The organism is Microbacterium sp. C23T (genome assembly GCF_053345975.1).
This window is the reverse complement of the sequence record NZ_JBKFBD010000003.1, coordinates 119,760-139,130: the sequence shown is the minus strand read 5'-3', so window position 1 is coordinate 139,130 and position 19,371 is coordinate 119,760. Positions and strand designations below refer to the sequence as shown.

Annotated in this window: 16 protein-coding genes and 1 tRNA gene; 6 read left to right on the top strand and 11 right to left on the bottom strand. The window is 70.4% G+C overall.

Annotated features, from left to right (window positions below; translation table 11 throughout):
• Positions 1–28 precede the first annotated feature (28 nt).
• The 3 genes from ACLBXX_RS02645 to serS form a co-directional block, all read right to left on the bottom strand.
• Positions 29–113, bottom strand: a tRNA-Ser gene (locus tag ACLBXX_RS02645).
• A 61-nt stretch (positions 114–174) separates the two neighbouring features.
• Positions 175–1,083: an HAD family hydrolase gene (locus ACLBXX_RS02640; protein ID WP_447656695.1), complete on the bottom strand. Its 909-nt coding sequence runs from the start codon at positions 1,081–1,083 to the stop codon at positions 175–177.
• A complete protein-coding gene (gene serS / locus ACLBXX_RS02635; protein ID WP_447656694.1) occupies positions 1,080–2,345 on the bottom strand; it encodes a serine--tRNA ligase in 1,266 nt (421 codons plus the stop codon). Before serS ends, ACLBXX_RS02640 begins: the two co-directional genes overlap by 4 nt.
• A 97-nt stretch (positions 2,346–2,442) precedes the next feature.
• Here serS and ACLBXX_RS02630 point away from each other — a divergent pair, with 97 nt between their 5' ends.
• Complete coding sequence (locus tag ACLBXX_RS02630; protein ID WP_447656693.1) at positions 2,443–3,693, top strand: diacylglycerol/lipid kinase family protein; 1,251 nt, start codon at positions 2,443–2,445, stop codon at positions 3,691–3,693.
• A 43-nt stretch (positions 3,694–3,736) separates the two neighbouring features.
• On the opposite strand, the gene ACLBXX_RS02625 is transcribed toward ACLBXX_RS02630, so the two are convergent.
• The 5 genes from ACLBXX_RS02625 to ACLBXX_RS02605 all read right to left on the bottom strand — a co-directional run bounded on the left by ACLBXX_RS02625 (position 3,737) and on the right by ACLBXX_RS02605 (position 10,304).
• On the bottom strand, positions 3,737–4,720 hold the full coding sequence (locus tag ACLBXX_RS02625; protein WP_447656692.1) for a carbohydrate ABC transporter permease: 984 nt from the start codon (positions 4,718–4,720) through the stop codon (positions 3,737–3,739).
• Entirely contained in the window at positions 4,717–5,688 is a 972-nt protein-coding gene (locus ACLBXX_RS02620; RefSeq protein ID WP_447656691.1) for a carbohydrate ABC transporter permease, read from the bottom strand. Before ACLBXX_RS02620 ends, ACLBXX_RS02625 begins: the two co-directional genes overlap by 4 nt.
• 149 nt (positions 5,689–5,837) lie before the next feature.
• Entirely contained in the window at positions 5,838–7,208 is a 1,371-nt protein-coding gene (locus ACLBXX_RS02615; RefSeq protein ID WP_447656690.1) for an ABC transporter substrate-binding protein, read from the bottom strand.
• Positions 7,209–7,237: 29 nt separating this feature from the next.
• Positions 7,238–8,995: a glycoside hydrolase family 13 protein gene (locus ACLBXX_RS02610; protein WP_447656689.1), complete on the bottom strand. Its 1,758-nt coding sequence runs from the start codon at positions 8,993–8,995 to the stop codon at positions 7,238–7,240.
• 301 nt (positions 8,996–9,296) lie between these two features.
• Positions 9,297–10,304 (bottom strand): LacI family DNA-binding transcriptional regulator, encoded by a 1,008-nt coding sequence (locus ACLBXX_RS02605; RefSeq protein ID WP_447656688.1) that lies wholly within the window; start codon positions 10,302–10,304, stop codon positions 9,297–9,299.
• A 207-nt stretch (positions 10,305–10,511) separates the two neighbouring features.
• Between ACLBXX_RS02605 and ACLBXX_RS02600 the strand changes: the two genes are divergently transcribed.
• The gene (locus ACLBXX_RS02600; RefSeq protein WP_447656687.1) at positions 10,512–11,867 is read left to right on the top strand and encodes a cryptochrome/photolyase family protein; all 1,356 of its coding nucleotides are present in this window, start codon (positions 10,512–10,514) and stop codon (positions 11,865–11,867) included.
• A 21-nt stretch (positions 11,868–11,888) separates the two neighbouring features.
• Here the strand turns inward: ACLBXX_RS02600 and ACLBXX_RS02595 are convergent, their stop codons facing one another.
• Complete coding sequence (locus ACLBXX_RS02595) at positions 11,889–12,875, bottom strand: aldo/keto reductase (protein ID WP_447656686.1); 987 nt, start codon at positions 12,873–12,875, stop codon at positions 11,889–11,891.
• A gap of 116 nt (positions 12,876–12,991) precedes the next feature.
• Here ACLBXX_RS02595 and ACLBXX_RS02590 point away from each other — a divergent pair, with 116 nt between their 5' ends.
• Positions 12,992–13,633, top strand: a complete 642-nt coding sequence (locus ACLBXX_RS02590) for an NADPH-dependent F420 reductase (RefSeq protein WP_447656685.1) — start codon at positions 12,992–12,994, stop codon at positions 13,631–13,633.
• 54 nt (positions 13,634–13,687) lie between these two features.
• Positions 13,688–14,752: an LLM class flavin-dependent oxidoreductase gene (locus ACLBXX_RS02585; RefSeq protein WP_447656684.1), complete on the top strand. Its 1,065-nt coding sequence runs from the start codon at positions 13,688–13,690 to the stop codon at positions 14,750–14,752.
• Between the two features lie 229 nt (positions 14,753–14,981).
• Here ACLBXX_RS02585 and pheA read toward each other — a convergent pair whose 3' ends face one another.
• On the bottom strand, positions 14,982–15,962 hold the full coding sequence (pheA, locus tag ACLBXX_RS02580; protein ID WP_447656683.1) for a prephenate dehydratase: 981 nt from the start codon (positions 15,960–15,962) through the stop codon (positions 14,982–14,984).
• Between the two features lie 192 nt (positions 15,963–16,154).
• Between pheA and pgm the strand changes: the two genes are divergently transcribed.
• Complete coding sequence (gene pgm, locus ACLBXX_RS02575; RefSeq protein WP_447656682.1) at positions 16,155–17,798, top strand: phosphoglucomutase (alpha-D-glucose-1,6-bisphosphate-dependent); 1,644 nt, start codon at positions 16,155–16,157, stop codon at positions 17,796–17,798.
• Positions 17,799–17,886: 88 nt separating this feature from the next.
• Here pgm and ACLBXX_RS02570 read toward each other — a convergent pair whose 3' ends face one another.
• Positions 17,887–18,168 (bottom strand): GlsB/YeaQ/YmgE family stress response membrane protein, encoded by a 282-nt coding sequence (locus tag ACLBXX_RS02570; RefSeq protein WP_447656681.1) that lies wholly within the window; start codon positions 18,166–18,168, stop codon positions 17,887–17,889.
• A 184-nt stretch (positions 18,169–18,352) separates the two neighbouring features.
• Between ACLBXX_RS02570 and ACLBXX_RS02565 the strand changes: the two genes are divergently transcribed.
• Complete coding sequence (locus ACLBXX_RS02565) at positions 18,353–19,267, top strand: DUF6807 domain-containing protein (protein WP_447656680.1); 915 nt, start codon at positions 18,353–18,355, stop codon at positions 19,265–19,267.
• The last annotated feature ends 104 nt before the right edge of the window (positions 19,268–19,371 follow it).

The following is a 19,371-nucleotide window of genomic DNA, read 5'->3' as shown; positions in this document are numbered from 1 at the left end:
GCCGCGCAACAGCATCGACTCACTCCTGCGGAGGGTGTGGGATTCGAACCCACGGGACATTGCTGCCCACTGGTTTTCAAGACCAGGTCCATCGGCCGCTCGGACAACCCTCCCGACCGATGCGACTCCAGGCGGAGGCATCCGTCGAACAAGCGTCGAGTCTAGCCGACGACGTCAGAGGCGGCGGAGCACGGCGGCCACGCCGCCGTCGCGCACCGAATCGGTGATCTCGCCCGCGGCGTCACGCACTTCCTGCGGTCCTTGCGCCATCGCGACCGCGCGGCCGCCGTTGTCGAGCGCCCAGCGGAACATGCCGACGTCATTGCGGCCGTCGCCCATGACGAGGACGTGTGCGGGGTCGATGCCGAGCTCGGTGCGCACCAGCTCGAGGCCGGTGCTCTTGTCGACGTCCTTCGGCGCGATGTCGAGCCAGGCGGTCCAGCCGACCGCGTAGGAGACGTGGTTGAGGCCGATGCGCTTCACGAGGTCGACGAAGTCCTGCTCGCCCTTGTCGGGCGAGACGACGACCACGCGGCACACCGGCTGGGCGCCGAGCTCGTCGAACGGCACGCGGCGCGCGTGGACGAGGTTCCAGTCCTCGAGATACTCCGTGTACAGGCGCTGCCCGTCGGCGAGCTCGACGAGGTAGCGGGCGTCGGGCAGGTGCACCCGCAGCTGCTCCAGCACCTCGCGGGGGTCGAACGTCTCGACGTGCCAGCGCTCGTAGCTCAGTTCGTCGGCCTCGAGCCGCTTGAGCACGACGGCGCCGTTGGAGCACACGACGAATTCGGGGGCGATGCCCAGCACGCGCACGATGCCGCGGGTGCCCTCCCAGCTGCGCCCCGTCGCGACCATCACCTCGTGGCCGGCGCGGTGGGCATGCTCGACGGCGTCGACGACGCCGGGACTCAGCGATTCGTCCTCGAGGAGGACGGTGCCGTCGATGTCGAGGGCGATGAGAAGCTGCTCGGTCGCGACCGCGGGGTTCTCGGTGTCGCGGGCGACCTGCTCGACGAGCTTCGCGGCCTTCTTCGGCGCGACGACCTTGATGGAACCGGTCTTCGGCAGGTGCGCTTCGCTCACGCGATGGGCTCCATCACCTCGAGCCCGCCGAGGAAGGGCCGCAGCACCTCCGGCACCGTGACGGAGCCGTCCTCACGCTGGTGGGTCTCGAGCAGTGCGACGATCCAGCGGGTGGTCCCGAGCGTGCCGTTGAGCGTCGCGACGGGCTGCGTCTTGCCACCTTCGGGCCGGTAGCGGATGTCGAGCCGGCGCGCCTGGTACGTCGTGCAGTTCGAGGTCGAGGTGAGCTCGCGGTACGCGTTCTGCGTGGGCACCCAGGCTTCGACGTCGTATTTGCGGGCGGCGCTCGAGCCGAGGTCGCCGGCGGCGACGTCGATCACGCGGTACGACAGGCCGAGGTCCTGCAGCATGCCCTCCTGCATGGCGACGAGGCGCAGGTGCTCCTCCTCCGCCTGCTCGGGCGTCGTGTAGACGAACATCTCGAGCTTGTTGAACTGGTGCACGCGGATGATGCCGCGGGTGTCCTTGCCGTACGAGCCGGCCTCGCTGCGGTAGCAGGTGGACCAGCCGGCGTAGCGCTTCGCGCCGCGCGACAGGTCGAGGATCTCGTCCATGTGGTAGCCGGCGAGGGGCACCTCGCTCGTGCCGACGAGGTAGAGGTCGTCGTCTTCGAGGTGGTAGACCTCGGCGGCGTGCTTGCCGAGGAAGCCGGTGCCGCGCATCACCTCGGGGCGCACCAGCGTCGGCGGGATGATCGGCGTGAAGCCGGCCTGCAGCGCCCGGTCGAGCGCGAGGTTCATGAGCGCGATCTCGAGCCGCGCGCCGATGCCGGTGAGGAAGTAGAAGCGGCTGCCCGACACCTTGGTGCCGCGCTCCATGTCGATCGCGCCGAGCTTCTCGCCGAGCTCGAGGTGGTCGCGCGGCTCGAAGCCGAACGCCGGCACTTCGCCGTGGGTGCGCAGCGTGACGAAGTCGTCTTCGCCGCCCGCCGGCACGCCGTCGATGACGATGTTCTCGAGTGCTCCGAAGGCTTCGGCGGATGCCTCCTCCGCCGCGGCGACCGCGTGCTGGGCCTGCTTCACGCGCTCACTGAGATCCTTGGCCTCGGCGACGAGCGCGGCCTTCTCCTCCTTGGGCGCCTGCGCGACCTTCTTGCCGTGCGCGTTCTGAGCGGCGCGGAGCTCCTCGAAGGCGGTGATGGCGGCACGTCGCGCGCGGTCGGCCTCGACGGCGGCGTCGACGGTATCTGGTGACTCTCCCCGTGCTTCCTGCGAGCGCTTGACCAGCTCGGGATTGTCGCGAAGCAGCACGGGATCGATCACGCTGCAAGCTTAGTCGGCGACCGCAAGGGGAGACCTGGGGTGCCGAGCCCCGCGTCCGATGCGACCGCCCGGCGATCCGGGTCCTAATCTGTACCTCATGGCGGCGGCATCCGGATCGGGCGACGAGAATCCCACCGACGGCGTTCCCACCGACGGCGTTCCCACCGACGGCGTTCCCACCGACGGCGTTCCCGCCGAGGACGTGCGCACCGGCGAGATCCCCACCGACCTCACTCCGCACCCCGCCGATGCGGCCTACGCCGACGGTCCCGACATCGAGCCCGACACGGCCGACGACGAGAGCGGCCACGCGCGTCGTGCCGGCACGGAGGGTGCTGCCCGCCCGATCCCGGAGGACGGCGAGCGCCCCTCGCCGAAGGCGGCGCTGGTGTACAACCCGATCAAGGTGGACGCCGGCACGCTGCGCGACACGGTCACGCGCCTCGCCGCGCAGGCCGGCTGGTCGGAGCCCCTCTTCTACGAGACCACGGTCGAGGACCTCGGCGACGAGGTCACGCGCCAGGCGCTCGAGGAGGGCGTGGACGCCGTGCTGGTCGCGGGCGGCGACGGCACGGTGCGCGCGGTGTCGGAGGCGATGAGCGGCACCGGGGTGCCCCTGGCGATCGTTCCCAGCGGCACCGGCAACCTACTGGCGCGCAACCTGAAGCTCCCCCTCACCGAGCCCGCCGCCATGGTGCGCGCCGTGTTCGACGGTGACACGCTGGCGATGGACGTCGGCTGGACCGAGATCGCCCGTCCTGACGGCAGCACCGCCGAGCACGCGTTCGTCGTGATGGGCGGCATCGGTCTCGACGCCGCGATGATCGCGAACACGAACCCGCAGCTGAAGAAGACCGTCGGCTGGGTCGCCTACGTCGACGGAGCCGCCCGGTCGCTGCCGTCGGCGAAGCCGTTCCGCGTCGTCTACGAGCTGCCAGGACACCGGCTGCACTCGTCGAAGGTGCAGAGCGTGCTCTTCGCGAACTGCGGCAAGCTCCCCGCCGGCCTCGACCTCATCCCCGAGGCATCCGTCGCCGACGGCGCCCTCGACATCGTGATCTTCCAGCCCAAGGGACCCTTCGGCTGGCTGTTCGTCTGGCGGCGCGTCGCGTGGGACAACAGCTTCCTCCGCCGCTTCCGCGCCGGCCGCCGGGTGCTCTCGCTGCGCACGAAGGACAGCGCGGTCGTCTACTCGCGCGGCGCCGGCATCGAGCTCGCGACGCACGAGGCGCGTCCGGTCCAGCTCGACGGCGACGAGTTCGGCGAAGCGCTCTCGGTCAAGACCCGGGTCGAGGCCTCCGCCCTCCTCGTCGTGGTCCCCAAGGGCCACACCACCGACGGCTTGTGAGATTGACGGATGCTGCGGGCCGCGGCATCCGTCATCCCCGAAGTCAGCCCTTGACGGCGCCGCCGAGTCCGGCCGACCGCAGGAACACGGACTGGAACACGAGGAACATCGCGATCGGGATGAGCGTCGCGATGGCGAGTGCGGCGAGGAAGACGTCGAGCTCGGTCTGCGACTGGACGTCGGGCAGGCGCACCGAGAGCGGCTGCACCGCCGGGTCGGGCAGCACGAGCTTGGGCCAGAGGTAGTCCTTCCACGCGGCGATGATCGCGAACACCGAGACGACTCCGAGGATCGGCTTCGACATCGGCAGCACGATCGACCAGAAGAGGCGGAACGGCCCGGCCCCGTCGGTCTTCGCGGCTTCGAACACCTCCCGCGGCAGATTGTCGAAGAACCGCTTCACCAACAGGATGTTGAAGGCGTTCGCCGCCATCGGCAGCCACACCGCGAGGTAGCTGTTGAGCATGCTCGCGTCACGCCCGAGAAGCGGCGGCGACACGATCGTGAGGTACAGCGGCACGAGCAGGACGATGCCCGGGATGAACAGGGTCGCGAGCACGAGCGCGTTGAGCACGGGCGCGTACTTGGGCCGCAGCACCGAGAGCGCGTAGCCCGCCGTCGTCGCGATGAACAGCTGCGAGAACCACGCGCCGGCGGCGATGACGATCGTGTTCCAGAAGTACTGGTCGATGTGGATGTCGTTCCACGCCGTCGACAGATTCGCCCAGTCGATGCCGTTCGGCCACAGCGCGAACGGCTGCTGGAGGGTGTCCTGCGTCGGGGTGACGGCGGACTTCGCGAGCCACAGGATCGGCCCGAGGCCCGCGATCGTGAGCGTGACGAAGAGGAAGACGTGGGTCAGCGACATCCCGAACCGCGTGCCGGGACGCTGGCGCTCCGAGGCCGAGACGATCGACCGCTCGGACATGTCGTCCACGGAGTCGCGACGGCGACCGCCCACGCCGCGGCGCGAGAGGAATCCCCTCATGCCCTCGCGGCGCTCGGCGTTCGTGATCGAGGTGGTCATGAGGTGCTCCAGCGGTTCGTGAGCTTGAAGTACAGCCAGGACAGGATCGCGAGCACGACCGCGAGCAGCACCGACACCGCGGTGGCCTCCCCGTAGTCGCCGCCCAGGCTGTTGCGGAACGCCTTGTCGTAGATGTACAGCAGGATCGTCTTCGTCGCCCCCGCCGGCCCGCCGCCGGTGAAGAGGAACGGTTCGAGGAACACCTGCGCGGTCGCGATGACCTGCAGGATCAGCATGATGAAGAGGATGCCGCGCAGCTGCGGGATCGTGACGTGCCAGACCTTGCGCCAGATGCCGGCACCGTCGACCTCGGCCGCGTCGTAAAGCTCCGGCGGCACCGACAGGAGTGCGGCGAGGTAGATGATGATCGACCCGCCCGCGGCGGCCCACGTCGCCTCGAGCACGAGGGACGGCATCGCCTGCACCGCTGAGGAGATCCACGGCTGCGGCGGAATGCCGAACCAGCTGAGCACGGTGTTGAAGACGCCGGATGGGTCGGCGCTGTAGAAGAACTTCCACAGCAGCACCGCCACCACCGGCGGGATCACGACGGGCAGGTACGCGAGAGCGGAGTAAAGCCCCTTGCCCCGGCTCACCTCGCTCATCAGCACAGCGACGAACAGCGGGAGCGGGAAGCCGAACAGCAGGGCCAGCAGCGCGAAGTAGACGGTGTTGACGACCGCACGGCCGAGCTGCGGGTCGGTGAGCACCGCCACGTAGTTGTCGAGCCCGACCCACTCCGAGACGAGCAGATTCGTCTTCTGCAGGCTCATGATCACGGACTGCACGATCGGCGACCACGAGAAGAAGAAGAACACGAACACCATCGGCAGCACGAACAGCAGGTTCGCGAGGCCTCCCCCGCGGTACCAGGTGAGCGGGGTGCGGCGGCTCTTCCGCCGGGCGGGAGGTGCGGCGGGCGGGGGCACCGCCGCGGGGGCGGGGCGCTCCGGGAGGGTGGCGGTCATCGTCAACCTTGCTGTGTCGGGTGCACGGGCCTGGGGGGATGGATGCTGCGACCCGGCGGCGAGGCCGGGTCACGGCTGGGCCCCCGCCCCCTGAGGCTCCGAGCGACGCGCCAGCGCCGCTGGGAGTGGGAGCGGGGACCACTCGTTCCTCACTCGTCGAGCAGCGCCTGCGCTTCGGTCTGCGCCTGCGCGAGCAGGGCGTCGATGTCGGCGTTCTCGTCGGTGAGCACCGTCTGCACCACTGTGTCGAGCAGAGCGTAGACCTCCTGGGTCGACTTCTTCGGCTCGCCGACCGGCGTCTGGTCCCAGATGTTGTCGGTGAACGACGTCATCTGGTCGCGCGGCACGTTGATGTACGGCTCGATCCAGGTGAGCGACTCCTCGTACAGCTCACGGCTGAGCACCGGCAGCACCGGCGTGCCGACCGCCTGGTCGGACTCGGCGAGGGCCTTGGCGTCCTGCACGGCGGCGTCCTCGTCGAGGAGCTTCTGCATGTAGTACCAGTCGATCCAGGTGACCGCGGCCGCCTTGGTCTGGTCGTCGACCGTGGGGCTGATCACCGCGATGTCGCCGCCGCCGAGCGTGCCCGGGTCGTCGCCCTCGATCGGCACGACGCCGAGGCCGTACACCGCGGGGTCGAGGCCGAAGTCGCGTACGAGCGCGGTGTAGACGTCGGAGCCCGAGGTGTACATGCCGATGTTGCCGGCGGCGAACTCCTGGTTGATCGTGCCCCAGTCGAGGTCGACCTTCGCGCCGAACGAGTCGTCCTCCCAGCGGAGGTCGTGCAGGAACTCGAGCGTCGCCTTGGTCGCGTCGTTGTCGATCGTCGAGGTGGCGCTGCCGTCGGCCTCATCGGTCTGCGTGCGCCCGCCGCGGGCGACGGTCTGCGCGGTCAGCTGCCAGCCGCCGGTGTTGTTGATCGCCATCTGCGCGTACCCGGCCTTGCCGGTGGCGTCGTGGATAGCCTTCGCGTACTCCCGCACCTCGTCCCACGAGGTGGGCGGCTGGTCGGGGTCGAGCCCTGCCTGCTCGAACAGGTCGCGGTTGTAGTGCAGACCCATCGCGTAGGCCTGGCGCGGGAAGCCGAAGATGTTCCCGTCGGCGTCCTTGACTCCGTCGAGGATGATCGGGTTGAAGCTGTCTTCGTAGCCGAGCTCCTTGACCTCGGCGGTGACATCCATGAGCTGGCCGTTCTCGAGCAGCGTCTTCGAGTCGGTGAACGGCACGGTGAACACGTCGGGAAGGCTGCCGCCGGCGAGCTGCACGGCGAACGTCGGGCCCTCCCACTCGTACTCGACACCGATGATGTCGATGTCGGGATGCTCCTTCTCGAACTGCTCCTCCTGCGTGGCGAACGCCTCGTACGCCGCGGCGTCGGCGCCGGGCGGGAAGGTCGCGACGCGGAGCTCGAGCTTGCCGTCGCTGTTCTCGTCGCCGCCGGCCGCAGAGCAGCCGACGAGCGCGCCGACCGTCGCCAGAGCGGCGACACCGGCGAGCAGGACCCTTGCTGGTGACTTCATCGTCTTTCCTTTCTGAGGGGAGGTCCGCGTCAGCCTCTCGGCGCGGACGTCTCCGGGGTGTTGGTGCGGGTGTGGGATGCTGCGCCCTCGAGCCGCAGCCAGGCGGCGGCGTTGCCGGGCAGCCGGCCGGCCTCGAGGGGCGAGCTCGTGAGGAGGACGGTCGCGCCGGGGGGAAGCGCGACCGGGTCGTCGCCGGTGTTCACGACGCACGCGAAGCGGTCGCCGCGCCGGAAGGCCAGGAGATCGGGACCGGCGACGCCGTTCGTGACGGGAACGGCGTCGTCCCACCACTCGAGCGGACCGTCGCCGAGCTCGGGGAGCTCGCGGCGCAGGCGGAGCGCGTCGCGGTAGAGGTTGAGGGTCGACGCCGGGTCAGCGTCCTGCGCCGCGACGGTGAGCCCGCTCCACCCCTCGGGCTGGGGCAGCCACGTGCGGGTCGCGTCGGGACTGAAGCCGAACGGCGCGTGGTCGCCCGACCAGGGCAGCGGGACGCGGCATCCGTCACGTCCCGGGTCCGTGCCGCCGGAGCGGAAGTGCATCGGGTCCTCGATGAGGTCGAGGGGCAGGTCCTCGACCTCGGGAAGGCCCAGCTCGTCGCCCTGGTAGATGTAGAGGCTGCCGGGCAGCGCGGCAACAAGGAGTGCTGCTGCGCGAGCCCGATGCAGGCCGAGCTCGGGGTCGGTGGGCACGCCGAACCGCTTCTTGAGGAAGGCGAACGCGGTGTCTTCCCGCCCGTAGCGGGTGACGGGCCGGGTGACGTCGTGGTTGCTGAGCACCCAGGTCGACGGTGCACCGACCGGCGCGTGGGCCTCGAGCGTCGCGGTGATCGACTGACGGAAGGATGCCGCACCCCACGGCCGCGCGAGGAAGTCGAAGTTGAACGCGGTGTGCATCTCGTCGGCGCGCAGATAGTTCGTGAACCGCACGATGTCGGGCACCCAGATCTCCCCGACGAGCACACGGGTGCCCGGGTACGAGTCGGCGATCGCGCGCCATGAGCGGTACACGTCGTGCAGCTCGTCGCGGTCCTCCGTGGGGTGCTCGCCCGGGCCCTGCTTCTCGCCGACCTCGGGCAGCTCCGGGTCCTTGATGAGCAGCGCCGCCGAGTCGATGCGCACGCCCGCGACGCCGCGGTCGAACCAGAACCTCAGGATCTCCTCGTGCTCGCGGCGGACGTCCGGGTGGTTCCAATTGAGATCGGGCTGCTCGGGCGTGAACATGTGCAGGTACCACTCCCCCGGCGTGCCGTCGGGGTTCGTCGTGCGCGTCCAGGTCTCGCCCTGGAAGCTCGACACCCAGTGCGTCGGGATCTCGTCGCCGTTCGGCCCCTTGCCGGGGTGGAACCAGAAGCGCTCGCGCTCGGGGCTGCCGGGACCCGCGGCGAGCGCCGCCTGGAACCACGGGTGCTGATCCGAGATGTGGTTCGGCACGACGTCGATGATCGTGCGGATGCCGAGCTCCAGTGCTTCCTGGATCAGCAGCTCCGCCTCCTCGAGGGTGCCGAAGCGCGGGTCGATGTCGCGGTAGTCCTGCACGTCGTAGCCGCCGTCGGCCAGCGGGCTCGGGTACCAGGGGTTGAACCAGATGGCGTCCACGCCGAGGTCCTTGAGGTAGCCGAGGTGCGCCCGCACGCCGGCGAGGTCGCCCGTGCCGTCGCCGTTCCCGTCCGCGAAGCTCCGCACGTAGACCTGGTAGATGACGGCCGACCGCCACCACAGCGGGTTGTCGCTCGCAGGAACGGCTCGGGGGCCGCGGGTCAGGACCTCGGTGTCCACGGGTCTCCTCATCGATGGGAAGGACGTGATGCGTTGAATGTATTGGATCGATGTTGAGGTTGCAAGTCTTGGACAGATGTTTGCAAGATTACGATTACCAGGCTGAGTCGGTGAAGAATGGGGACCGCTGCGCGGTGCGCTCCCCTCGCTCGTTGAGCGAGCGGGGAAGGAGCGAGACGAAACGCCTCAGGCGCGGCGCACACCTCGATCCGAACGCTTCCGCAGACTCGAGGCGTTTCGCCTTCGGGCGCTGGAGCGCCCATCGCCCAACGGACGGTGAACCGAGCTCGATCCAGGTCGCCTCGGGCTGAGGTCAGGCCGAGGCGGGGCCCGTCGACGACCGCAGCACGAGCTCGGGCTCGAAGAGGAGTTCGTCCCCGGCCGCGGTCGTGCCGGCGATCTGGGAGAGCAGGAGCTCGATCACGGTGCGACCCATCGACTCGATCGGCTGGCGCACCGTCGTCAGCGGCGGCTCGGTGCAGCTCATGAGGAAGGAGTCGTCGAAGCCCACCACGCTCACGTCGGCCGGGACCCGCAGGCCCGCCCGACGAGCTGCGCGGACGGCACCGAGCGCGAGGGGGTCGCTCGCGCAGACGATGGCGGTCGCGCCCGCGGCGAAGAGGCGAGAAGCCCCGGCCTGGCCGGATTCCAGCGAGTACAGACCCCGCACCACGAGCGCGTCCTCGAGCGGCGAACCGAGACGTTCGAGCAGGGGGCGCGCGGCCGCGAGCTTGCGCTGCGACGGGATGTGATCGAGCGGGCCCAGCAGCAGCCCGATGCGCCGATGGCCCAGCTGATGCAGGTGCTGGATCGCCTGCTCGGCCGCCGCGGCGTCGTCCGTCGACACCGTGGCGAAATCGAGTGAGCCGATGCGGGCGTTCACCAGCACCGTCGGGAGGTTCACCTGCCGGATCCGGTCGTAGTGATCGTGCGGGGCGTCCGCCTGGCTGTAGTTGCCCCCGAGGAAGATCACCCCCGACACCTGCTGCTGCAGCAAGAGGTCGACGTAGTCCGACTCGGTGATGCCGCCCGCGTTCTGGGTGCACAGCAGCGGGGTGTAGCCGTTCTGCGTGAGCCCGCCGCCGATGATCTCGGCGAGCGCGGGGAAGATCGGGTTCTGCAGCTCGGGGAGCACGAGACCCACCAGACGCGCGCGCTCGCCACGCAGCTTGGTCGGCCGCTCGTACCCGAGCACGTCGAGCGCCGTGAGCACGGCCTGCCGCGTGGCCTCCGAGACACCCGGCTTGTCGTTGAGCACGCGACTGACGGTGGCTTCGCTCACACCGACCTTGCGCGCCACTTCGGCGAGACGCTTCGACATGCGCTCAGTGTACGCAAGAACTTGCAGGATCCCGCAAGCCTGCGCAAGCCGTCTGCGCGGGGTCGAGTCTCACGTGCTGCACGTTCCGGCAACCGCTGCGTCGCGCGACGCAGCGGTTGCCGGAAACTGCAGCAGTCGTCGCAGACAGACGATGCGCATCGTGTCAACAGGGGTCGAGCGGCGTCGGCATCGCGCCAGGATGGGGACATGGCCGGCCCCTCGATCGTGTGGTTCCGCGATGACCTCCGCCTCGCCGACAACCCGGCGCTGCGCGCGGCGATCGACCGCGGCGAGCCGATCGTCGCGCTCTACGTGCTCGACGAGGAATCCCCCGGCATCCGCCCGCTCGGCGGTGCCGCACGGTGGTGGCTGCACCACTCGCTCGCGTCCCTCGACGAGCGGTTGCGCGAGCGCGACGCGACCCTCGTCCTGCGCCGAGGCCCGGCCGAGCGCGTCGTACGGGAGCTGGTGACGGATGCCTCGGCCGGCGCCGTGTTCTGGAACCGGCGCTACGGCGGCCCCGAGCGGGAGGTCGACGCCGCGCTCAAGGCGGGTCTGCGCGAGGAGGGCGTCGAGGTCGCCTCCTTCGCCGGCTCGCTGCTCTTCGAGCCGTGGACCGTGAAGACCGGTGCCGGAACGCACTTCTCCGTGTTCACCCCGTTCTGGCGCGCGTGCCTCGCGCTGCCGTCGCCGCGGGCACCGCTGCCGGAGCCGCGCGAGGTCGACGGCGTGCGCGGGGGCGCAGCATCCGATTCCCTCGATGACTGGGGGTTGCTCCCCCGCCGCCCGGACTGGGCGGGCGGGCTGCGCGAGACGTGGGAGCCGGGCGAACCCGCGGCACGACGGCGGCTGCGCGAATTCCTCGACGACGACCTCGCCGCGTACGACCGGGCGCGCGACGAGCCGGCGGCCGGCGCGACGTCGCTGTTGTCGCCCCGACTTCGGTGGGGCGAGGTGAGCCCGTACACCGTGTGGCACGAGACGGTCGAGGCCGGGCAGGGCGGGCGGTTCCTCTCCGAGCTCGGCTGGCGCGAGTTCGCGTGGCACACGCTCTTCCACTTCCCGGAGCTCGCGACGAAGAACCTGCGGTCCGAGTTCGACGCGTTCCCGTGGCCGCGGCTCAAGCCCACGCACTTCGAGGCGTGGCAGTCGGGGCGCACCGGCGTCCCGCTCGTCGACGCGGGCATGAAGGAGCTCTGGACGACCGGCTACATGCACAACCGGGTGCGGATGGTCGCGGCATCCTTCCTCGTGAAGAACCTGCTCATCGACTGGCGGCGCGGCGAGGAGTGGTTCTGGGACACGCTCGTCGACGCCGACGAGGCGAACAACCCGTTCAACTGGCAGTGGGTCGCCGGCTCGGGCGCCGATGCCGCACCGTACTTCCGGATCTTCAACCCCGAGCTGCAGGCGAAGAAGTTCGACGCCGACGGGCACTACCAGCGCGAGTGGGCCCCCGAGTCGCTGGGCGACGACGGGCCCGAGCCTCTCGTCGATCTCGGCGAGACGCGCAAGGCGGCGCTCGCTGCGTACGAGCACGTCAAGCGGGCCGCGCGCTCCTGAGCGCACGACCCGCTCGCTGTGTCACCAGGCGTAGGCCTCCGGAGCCTGCCCGCCCGGGCCGGGGAACAGCTCATCGAGCGCCGCGAGGTCTTCCCCGCTCAAGTGGATGTCGAGCGCCGTCACGGCCGACTCGAGCTGGGCGACCGTGCGGGGTCCGATGATCGGACCGGTCACGCCGGGCTGGTGCAGCAGCCACGCGAGGCCGAGTGCCGACGGGGTCCAGCCGCGCTCCTGCGCGAACGCCTCGTACGCGGCGATCTGGTCGCGGCGCTCGGCGCGCTGCGACGTGATGCGCTCGGATCCGGACCGGGCGGCAGCATCCGTCGATCCGCCGCTGAGAAGTCCCCCGGCGAGCGGCGACCACGGCAGGATGCCGAGGCCGTAGTTCTGCGCCGCCGGGATCACCTCGAGCTCGATCGAGCGCTGCGTGAGGTTGTACAGCGACTGCTCGCTCACGAGCCCGAGGAAGTGGCGCTGGGCCGCGACCTCATTGGCCTGGGCGATGTTCCACGCCGCGAAGTTCGAGCTGCCGGTGTAGACGACGTCGCCCTTCGCGACGAGCACCTCCATCGACTGCCAGAGCTCCTGCCACGAGATGTGCCGGTCGATGTGGTGGAACTGGTACAGGTCGATGCGGTCGGTCTGCAGGCGCTTGAGCGACCCGATCGCCTCGCGCCGCACCTGCCACGCGGACGCGCCGCGAGCGTTGACCACGTCGCCGTCGGCGGTCGGATCGACCATCGGCGAGTGCACCTTGGTGGCGAGCACGACGTCGTCACGGACGCCGGGACGGGCGGCGAACCAGCGCCCGATGATCTCTTCGGTGGCGCCGCGGCCACCCGAGCCGCCGTAGCCGTTGGCGGTGTCGATGAAGTTGACGCCGAGTTCCAGCGCGCGGTCGAGGATGGCGAACGAGTCCTCCTCCGAGGTGCGGTCGCCGAAGTTCATGGTTCCGAGCACGATCCGCGAGACGGAGGTGCCGGTTCGTCCGAGGTGGGTGTAATCCATGCGGACATCGTCACACGGCCTCGTGCGGTGGCGGGCCGAATCGCGAAAACGTTTCCTGACTATCCTTCCGTGACGGATCCGGAATGGGATGCTGCGCCCCGAGGTTGCGGGTCGACATGACCACGATCGGAATCATCGGTGCAGGACACATCGGCAGCGCGCTCGCCCGTGCCTTCTCGGGACTCGGCTACGACGTCGTGATCTCGAACTCACGCGGACCCGAGAGCCTCGCGGGGCTCGTCGACGAACTGGGACCGAAGGTGAGTGCGGCGACCGCCGCCGACGCTGCGGCAGCCGCCGACATCGCGGTGGTGACGGTGCCGATGAAGGCGCTGAAGGACGTCCCGGTCGAGCCGCTCGCCGGGAAGATCGTGCTCGACACGAACAACTACTACTTCGAGCGCGACGGGCACATCGACGCCCTCGACCGCGGAGAGGCGACGACCTCGGGGCTCCTCCAGCAGCACCTGCCGACCTCGAAGGTCGTGAAGGCGTTCAACCACCTGTACGCGTCCGACATCAACGCCGGCGGGCTGGCCGCCGGCGACCCGCAGCGCCGCGCACTCGGCACCGCGAGTGACGACGCTGAGGCGATCGACTTCGTCACGGGCGTCTACGACGCGCTGGGCTTCGACACCGTGAGCGCCGGTCCGCTGAGCGAGTCGTGGCGCCTCGAGCGCGACCGTCCGGCCTACGTCGTCGCGCAGACCGCCGACGAGCTGCGCGACAACCTCGCGAAGGCGAACCGCCTGCCCTGACGCCGGTCGCCGCGGTCCGGAATGCCAGGGCCGGGGCGGGGGTTGCGTTCAGCGATGAGCACCGCGACCCCCGCCCCGGCCCTGTCCGTCCTCGACCTCGTTCCGGTGCGCACCGGGCAGACGAGCGCGCAAGCTGTCGCAGCATCCATGTCCCTCGTGGAGGCGGCGGATCGGCTCGGCTATCGCCGGTACTGGTTCGCCGAGCACCACAACATGCCGGCGGTCGCCTCGACCACTCCCCCGGTGCTCGCGGCGGCTGCCGCCGCGCGGACGTCGCGCATCCGGCTGGGGTCGGGCGGCGTCATGCTGCCGAACCACTCCCCTCTCGTCGTCGCCGAGCAGTTCGCAGCGCTCGAGGCGCTCGCTCCGGGCCGCATCGACCTCGGGCTCGGGCGCGCGCCGGGCTCGGACCCCGTGATCACGCAGCTGCTGCGCCAGAGCGGCACCACGAGCGACGCCGAGCGGTTCCCGGACCACGTGCGCGACATCATGTCGCTCGTCGCACCGGACGGCGCCTCGCTGCGCTTCACGTCCGGCGGCACCTACGACGTGCATGCGACGCCCGCCGCGACGACCACGCCCGAGGTGTGGCTGCTGGGTTCGAGCGATTACTCCGCGCAGCTCGCCGCCTCACTGGGCCTGCCGTACGTGTTCGCGAACCACTTCTCGGGCGAGGGTCTCGAGCGCGCGCTCGACCTCTACCGTTCATCCTTCGTCCCCTCCGAGGCCCTGGCCGCGCCGCGCACGTTCCTCACCGCGAACGTGCTCGTCGCCCCGACACAGGACGAGGCCGAGGCGCGCGCCCTGCCCAACCTCCGCATGACGGCGCGCCTGCGCACCAACAAGCCCCTCGTCCCGCTCGAGACCGTGGAGCACGCGCTCGCGAACGCGGCCGACTTCGCCGGCCTCGGCGACACCTTCATGGCCTCGGCCCGCGCGAAGTGGTTCGTCGGCACGGCGTCGGCCGTGGCATCCGATCTCCGCTCCTTCGCCGCGAAGCACGGCGTCGACGAGGTGATGATCTCGCCGATCGCCGGATCGTACGAGGCCGAGCCGATGGATTCCGCACCCGGCCGCCTGCAGACCCTCGAGCTGCTGGCCGCCGAGCTCAACCTCTGAACGCGGCGCAGGACTCGGACCTGCCTTTCTTTCCCCCCTCTCATCTCCTGCGCGCTCAACGTACGCCGCAGGCGCAGCGGCGCGGGATCATCCGGAGAGCGCGCGGGCATCGGGATTGGCGGGCAACCGACGGCTCGTCGCCGCCGACGAAGGAGACGTCGACGAGTCGACGGAGCGGGAACGCGCGCCGGAGGATGATCCCGCGCAGCGGACCCCCGCCGGAGACCCCTCAGTCCTGGACTTCGGGCTCCCCGGAGATGAGTCCCCGCAGCCAGTCGCGCGCCTCGACGAACACGTCGTCGGCGTAGCGCTCGGGGTAGCGCACGACGGCGCGATCGGCGCGCGGGTACGACCCGAGGAACGTCACGCGGGGGCTGAAGCGACGCAGGCCCATCAGGGCGTCGGCCATGCGCTCATCTTCGAGGTGGCCGTCGGCGTCGACGACGAAGCGGTACCGGCCGAGCTCGTCGCCGATCGGGCGCGAGGCCAGCAGCGACAGGTTGATGCCGCGGGTGGCGAACTGTTCCAGCATCTCGAGCAAGGCCCCGGGGTGATCGTCGGGCAGTTCGACGATGAGCGACGTCTTGTCAGCGCCGGTGGGCGGCGGCGGCACGACGGTGCGGCTCACCAAGACGAAGCGGGTCACCGCGTTGGGGTTGTCGCCGATGTTCGAGGCGAGCAGCTCGAGCTGGTGGTGCTCGAGGATCCCGGGAGGGGCGATCGCCGCATCCGCGTCGCTCGAGCCGTCGAGCAGTCCCATCGCGCTCGCGACGTTGCTCGCCGCCGGCACGTGGGCGTGGGCGGGCAGCGCCGCCGAGAGCCACTGCAGGCACTGCGCGTACGCGACGGGGTGGGCGGCGATGAGCGAGATGTCCTCGAGGCGCGCACCGGGGCGTCCGACGAGGACGAACTCGACGGGCACGAGGTACTCGCCGACGATGCGCAGTCCCGGCACCGTCGCGAGGGCGTCCTGCGCCGTCGACACCCCGCCGTCGACCGAATTCTCGATCGCGATCATCGCGGCGTCGGAGCGCCCCTCGACGACGTCGGCGAGCGCCTCCCCCACGTTGCGCACCGGCCGCCACTCGTGGCCGCGGGCCTCCGGCACCTGGGCGAGCGCCGCCTCGGTGAACGTGCCCGCGGGGCCCAGGAAGCTGTACGTGCGGCGGACGGGAACGGATGCCTCGGTGGAGGCGACCTCGGAAGTCACGCGTGCCAGCCTAGCCCGGGGCCAGTGGGCCCGATCCCGTCCGTAACTCAGGATCGACGTCGTGCGACATCGACCCCGCCCGCGGAATTCCGGGGGCCGCGCCGACCGCGCGGCGCACCGGTCCTGAATCGCGCGCCGGCGCAGGTGTCACGGACCGTGCACGGCAGGCCGAGGACGGGCAGACTGGGACGCATGACTCGCGCAGGACAGCCGGCCGAAGCATCCGACCTCATCGACATCGATGAGCTGATCGCCGCGTATTACGACGTCAAGCCAGACCCCGCCATCCCCGAGCAGCGCGTCGCGTTCGGGACGAGCGGGCACCGCGGCTCCTCGCTGTCGGCGAGCTTCAACGAGACGCACATCCTCGCCACGACGCAGGCGATCGTCGACTACCGCACGGCACAGGGCATCGAGGGCCCGCTGTTCCTCGGGCGTGACACGCACGGCCTGTCGCTGCCGGCCGAGCGCAGCGCCATCGAGGTGCTCGTCGCGAACGGCGTCGACGTGCGCGTGGACTCGCGCGACTCGTGGGTGCCCACCCCCGCGCTCAGCCACGCGATCCTCACTTACAACCGCGGGAAGGATGCCGCGGACCCGACCCGCGCCGACGGCATCGTCGTCACGCCGAGCCACAACCCGCCGCGCGACGGCGGCTTCAAGTACAACCCGCCGAACGGCGGGCCCGCCGACACCGACGCCACGGGCTGGATCGCGAACCGCGCGAACGAGCTCATCGCAGCGGACCTGGAAGGGGTCGCCCGCACCCCGTTCAAGGACCTCGACGGCGACAAGCTGGGCGAGTACGACTTCCGCGACGCCTACGTGCGCGACCTCGCGAACATCATCGACGTCGACGCGATCCGCTCGGCCGGCGTGCGCATCGGCGCCGACCCGCTGGGCGGCGCGTCGGTCGAGTACTGGGCGCTCATCGCCGAGGTGCACGGCCTCGACCTCACCGTCGTGAACCCCGACGTCGACCCGACGTGGAAGTTCATGACGCTCGACTGGGACGAGAAGATCCGCATGGATCCGTCGTCGCCGTCGGCGATGGCCGGACTCATCGGTCGCCGCGAGGAGTACGACATCCTCACCGGCAACGACGCCGACGCCGACCGCCACGGCATCGTCACGCCCGACGCCGGGCTGATGAACCCGAACCACTACCTCGCCGTCGCGATCGACTACCTGTACTCGCACCGGCCGGATTGGCCGGCGGATGCCGCGGTCGGCAAGACCCTCGTGAGCTCGATGATCATCGACCGCGTGGCCGAATCGCTCGGGCGCGAGCTGCTCGAGGTCCCGGTCGGGTTCAAGTGGTTCGTGCCGGGGCTGCTGGACGGATCCGTGGCCTTCGGCGGCGAGGAGTCGGCGGGGGCGTCGTTCCTCCGCAAGGACGGCTCCGTCTGGACCACCGACAAGGACGGCATCCTGCTGTGCCTCCTGGCATCCGAGATCCTCGCGGTCACCGGCAAGACGCCCTCGCAGCGGTACGCGGAACTCGAGGCCGAATTCGGCGCTTCGGCGTATCAGCGCGTGGACGCCCCGGCCACCCCCGCGCAGAAGGCGGCGCTCGGCAAGCTGGCGCCCGAAGCGGTCACCGCGACCGAGCTCGCCGGCGAGCCCATCACCGCGAAGCTCTCGCACGCGCCGGGCAACGGCGCCGCGATCGGCGGCCTCAAGGTGCAGACCGAGCACGCGTGGTTCGCCGCGCGCCCGTCAGGCACCGAGGACGTGTACAAGCTGTACGCCGAGTCGCTGCGCGGCCCCGAGCACCTCGCGCAGGTGCAGGCCGAGGCGCGCGACGTCGTGTCGCAGGCCCTCGCCGGCGCCTGAGCCCGGCCGACACAGCGACGCCCGGACCCGCGCGAGGGAGCGCACGGGTCCGGGCGAAGTTCTGTGCGTTCGCGCCCGGGGAAGCCGGTCAGGCGCGGTTGACGCCGCGTCGACGCGTGAACAGCACGTAGAGGCCCAGCACGATGATCGAGCCGAGGATCGACCCGATGATGCCCGACGGCTGCAGGAAGCCGCCGTTGGGGTCGCTTCCGAACAGCAGGAAGCCGAGGAACCCGCCGACGAACGAGCCGACGATTCCGAGAACGATCGTCAGCAGGATGCCCATGCTCTGCTTGCCAGGGATGATGGCGCGAGCGATGAGGCCGGCGATCAGGCCGATGAGGATCAGGCCGAGAATGGTCCAGAGCATGTTTCTCTCCTTCTGTCCCGTGGGCTCCGCGGGGGGTGCGGGGCCTCGTATGAGATGACGAAGACGCTATCGCCGCCTGCCTGCACCGGGATGCCTCTACCGCTCGCGCCTCGAGAGCGGTACATTATGCGTTCGCACCGAGATCGGGCAAGCGTTTTCCGGCGATCTGGGCCACAATGGGACCGTGACCGACCTCACCCTCCGCCTCGACCAGTCCGACGTGACCGTCACCGCTGCCGGCGTCGACATCGCGCGCTACGCGTTCGATCCCGGCGGCGACATCTCCGAGGGCCCCAAGCCCTTCCTCCACCCCCTGCGGGCACTCGATGGCGCGCTGCTCACCGGCTTCCGGCCGTGGGACCACCGCTGGCACAAGGGCCTCCAGATGACCTGGACCCACGTGTCGGGCCAGAACTTCTGGGGCGGGAACACGTTCCGTCCCGAGTACGGCGACTATGCGCTCCTCGACAACGTCGGCACGATCCGCCACGACGGGTTCACGACCGTGGCCGACGCCGGGCCCGAGGTCTCCTTCACCGAGGAGCTCACGTGGATCACGCAGGGCGGCGACGAGTGGCTCGCCGAGACCCGCACGCACCACTTCCACGGCGTCGACCTCGACCGCGGCCTCTGGATGCTCGACTTCTCGACGACGCTGCGCAACGTGTCGGGACGCGAGCTCGAGCTCGGCAGCCCGACGACCGAGGGGCGCCCCGGCGCCGGCTACACCGGCTTCATGATCCGGATGCCTCGTGCCTGGACCGGCGGCCGCGTGCTGGCCGGCGGCTTTCCCGACGACGCCGGTGACGACGGAGTGATGGGCCAGATCGCGCCGTGGGTGGCCTTCTCGGGCGAGCACGACGACGTCGACGGCGGCGCCTCCGTGCTCGCCTTCGCCGGCACCTCGACCGGAGCGCCCCCGATCCGCTGGTTCGTGCGCAGCGAGCCGATCCCGGTGATGGCGCCGTCGCCCTCGTTCGACGAGTACGTCATGCTGGCCCCGGGCGCCGAGGTGTCGCTCGCGCATCGCCACGTCTTCGGCGACCGCGTGTGGACCCCGGACGAGACGCGGGCCCTGGCGGAGGAACTCGCACCGTAGTCCAGCGGGACTGCGTTGCCGGCTCCTCGTGTCCTCCCTCCGACAGGTCAACCGGGCTTCTCCAGGAGCATGTGCGCCGACACGTCCCTGCAGAAGCCCGGTTG

Coding starts and splice junctions, on each gene's coding strand:
- ACLBXX_RS02610 (WP_447656689.1), bottom strand. CDS start 8,995: ATGAGGAGACCCGTGGACACCGAGGTCCTGACCCGCGGCCCCCGAGCC.
- ACLBXX_RS02630 (WP_447656693.1), top strand. CDS start 2,443: ATGGCGGCGGCATCCGGATCGGGCGACGAGAATCCCACCGACGGCGTT.
- pgm (WP_447656682.1), top strand. CDS start 16,155: ATGACTCGCGCAGGACAGCCGGCCGAAGCATCCGACCTCATCGACATC.
- ACLBXX_RS02600 (WP_447656687.1), top strand. CDS start 10,512: ATGGCCGGCCCCTCGATCGTGTGGTTCCGCGATGACCTCCGCCTCGCC.
- ACLBXX_RS02615 (WP_447656690.1), bottom strand. CDS start 7,208: ATGAAGTCACCAGCAAGGGTCCTGCTCGCCGGTGTCGCCGCTCTGGCG.
- ACLBXX_RS02620 (WP_447656691.1), bottom strand. CDS start 5,688: ATGACCGCCACCCTCCCGGAGCGCCCCGCCCCCGCGGCGGTGCCCCCG.
- ACLBXX_RS02595 (WP_447656686.1), bottom strand. CDS start 12,875: ATGGATTACACCCACCTCGGACGAACCGGCACCTCCGTCTCGCGGATC.
- ACLBXX_RS02605 (WP_447656688.1), bottom strand. CDS start 10,304: ATGTCGAAGCGTCTCGCCGAAGTGGCGCGCAAGGTCGGTGTGAGCGAA.
- ACLBXX_RS02570 (WP_447656681.1), bottom strand. CDS start 18,168: ATGCTCTGGACCATTCTCGGCCTGATCCTCATCGGCCTGATCGCCGGC.
- ACLBXX_RS02590 (WP_447656685.1), top strand. CDS start 12,992: ATGACCACGATCGGAATCATCGGTGCAGGACACATCGGCAGCGCGCTC.
- ACLBXX_RS02585 (WP_447656684.1), top strand. CDS start 13,688: ATGAGCACCGCGACCCCCGCCCCGGCCCTGTCCGTCCTCGACCTCGTT.
- ACLBXX_RS02625 (WP_447656692.1), bottom strand. CDS start 4,720: ATGACCACCTCGATCACGAACGCCGAGCGCCGCGAGGGCATGAGGGGA.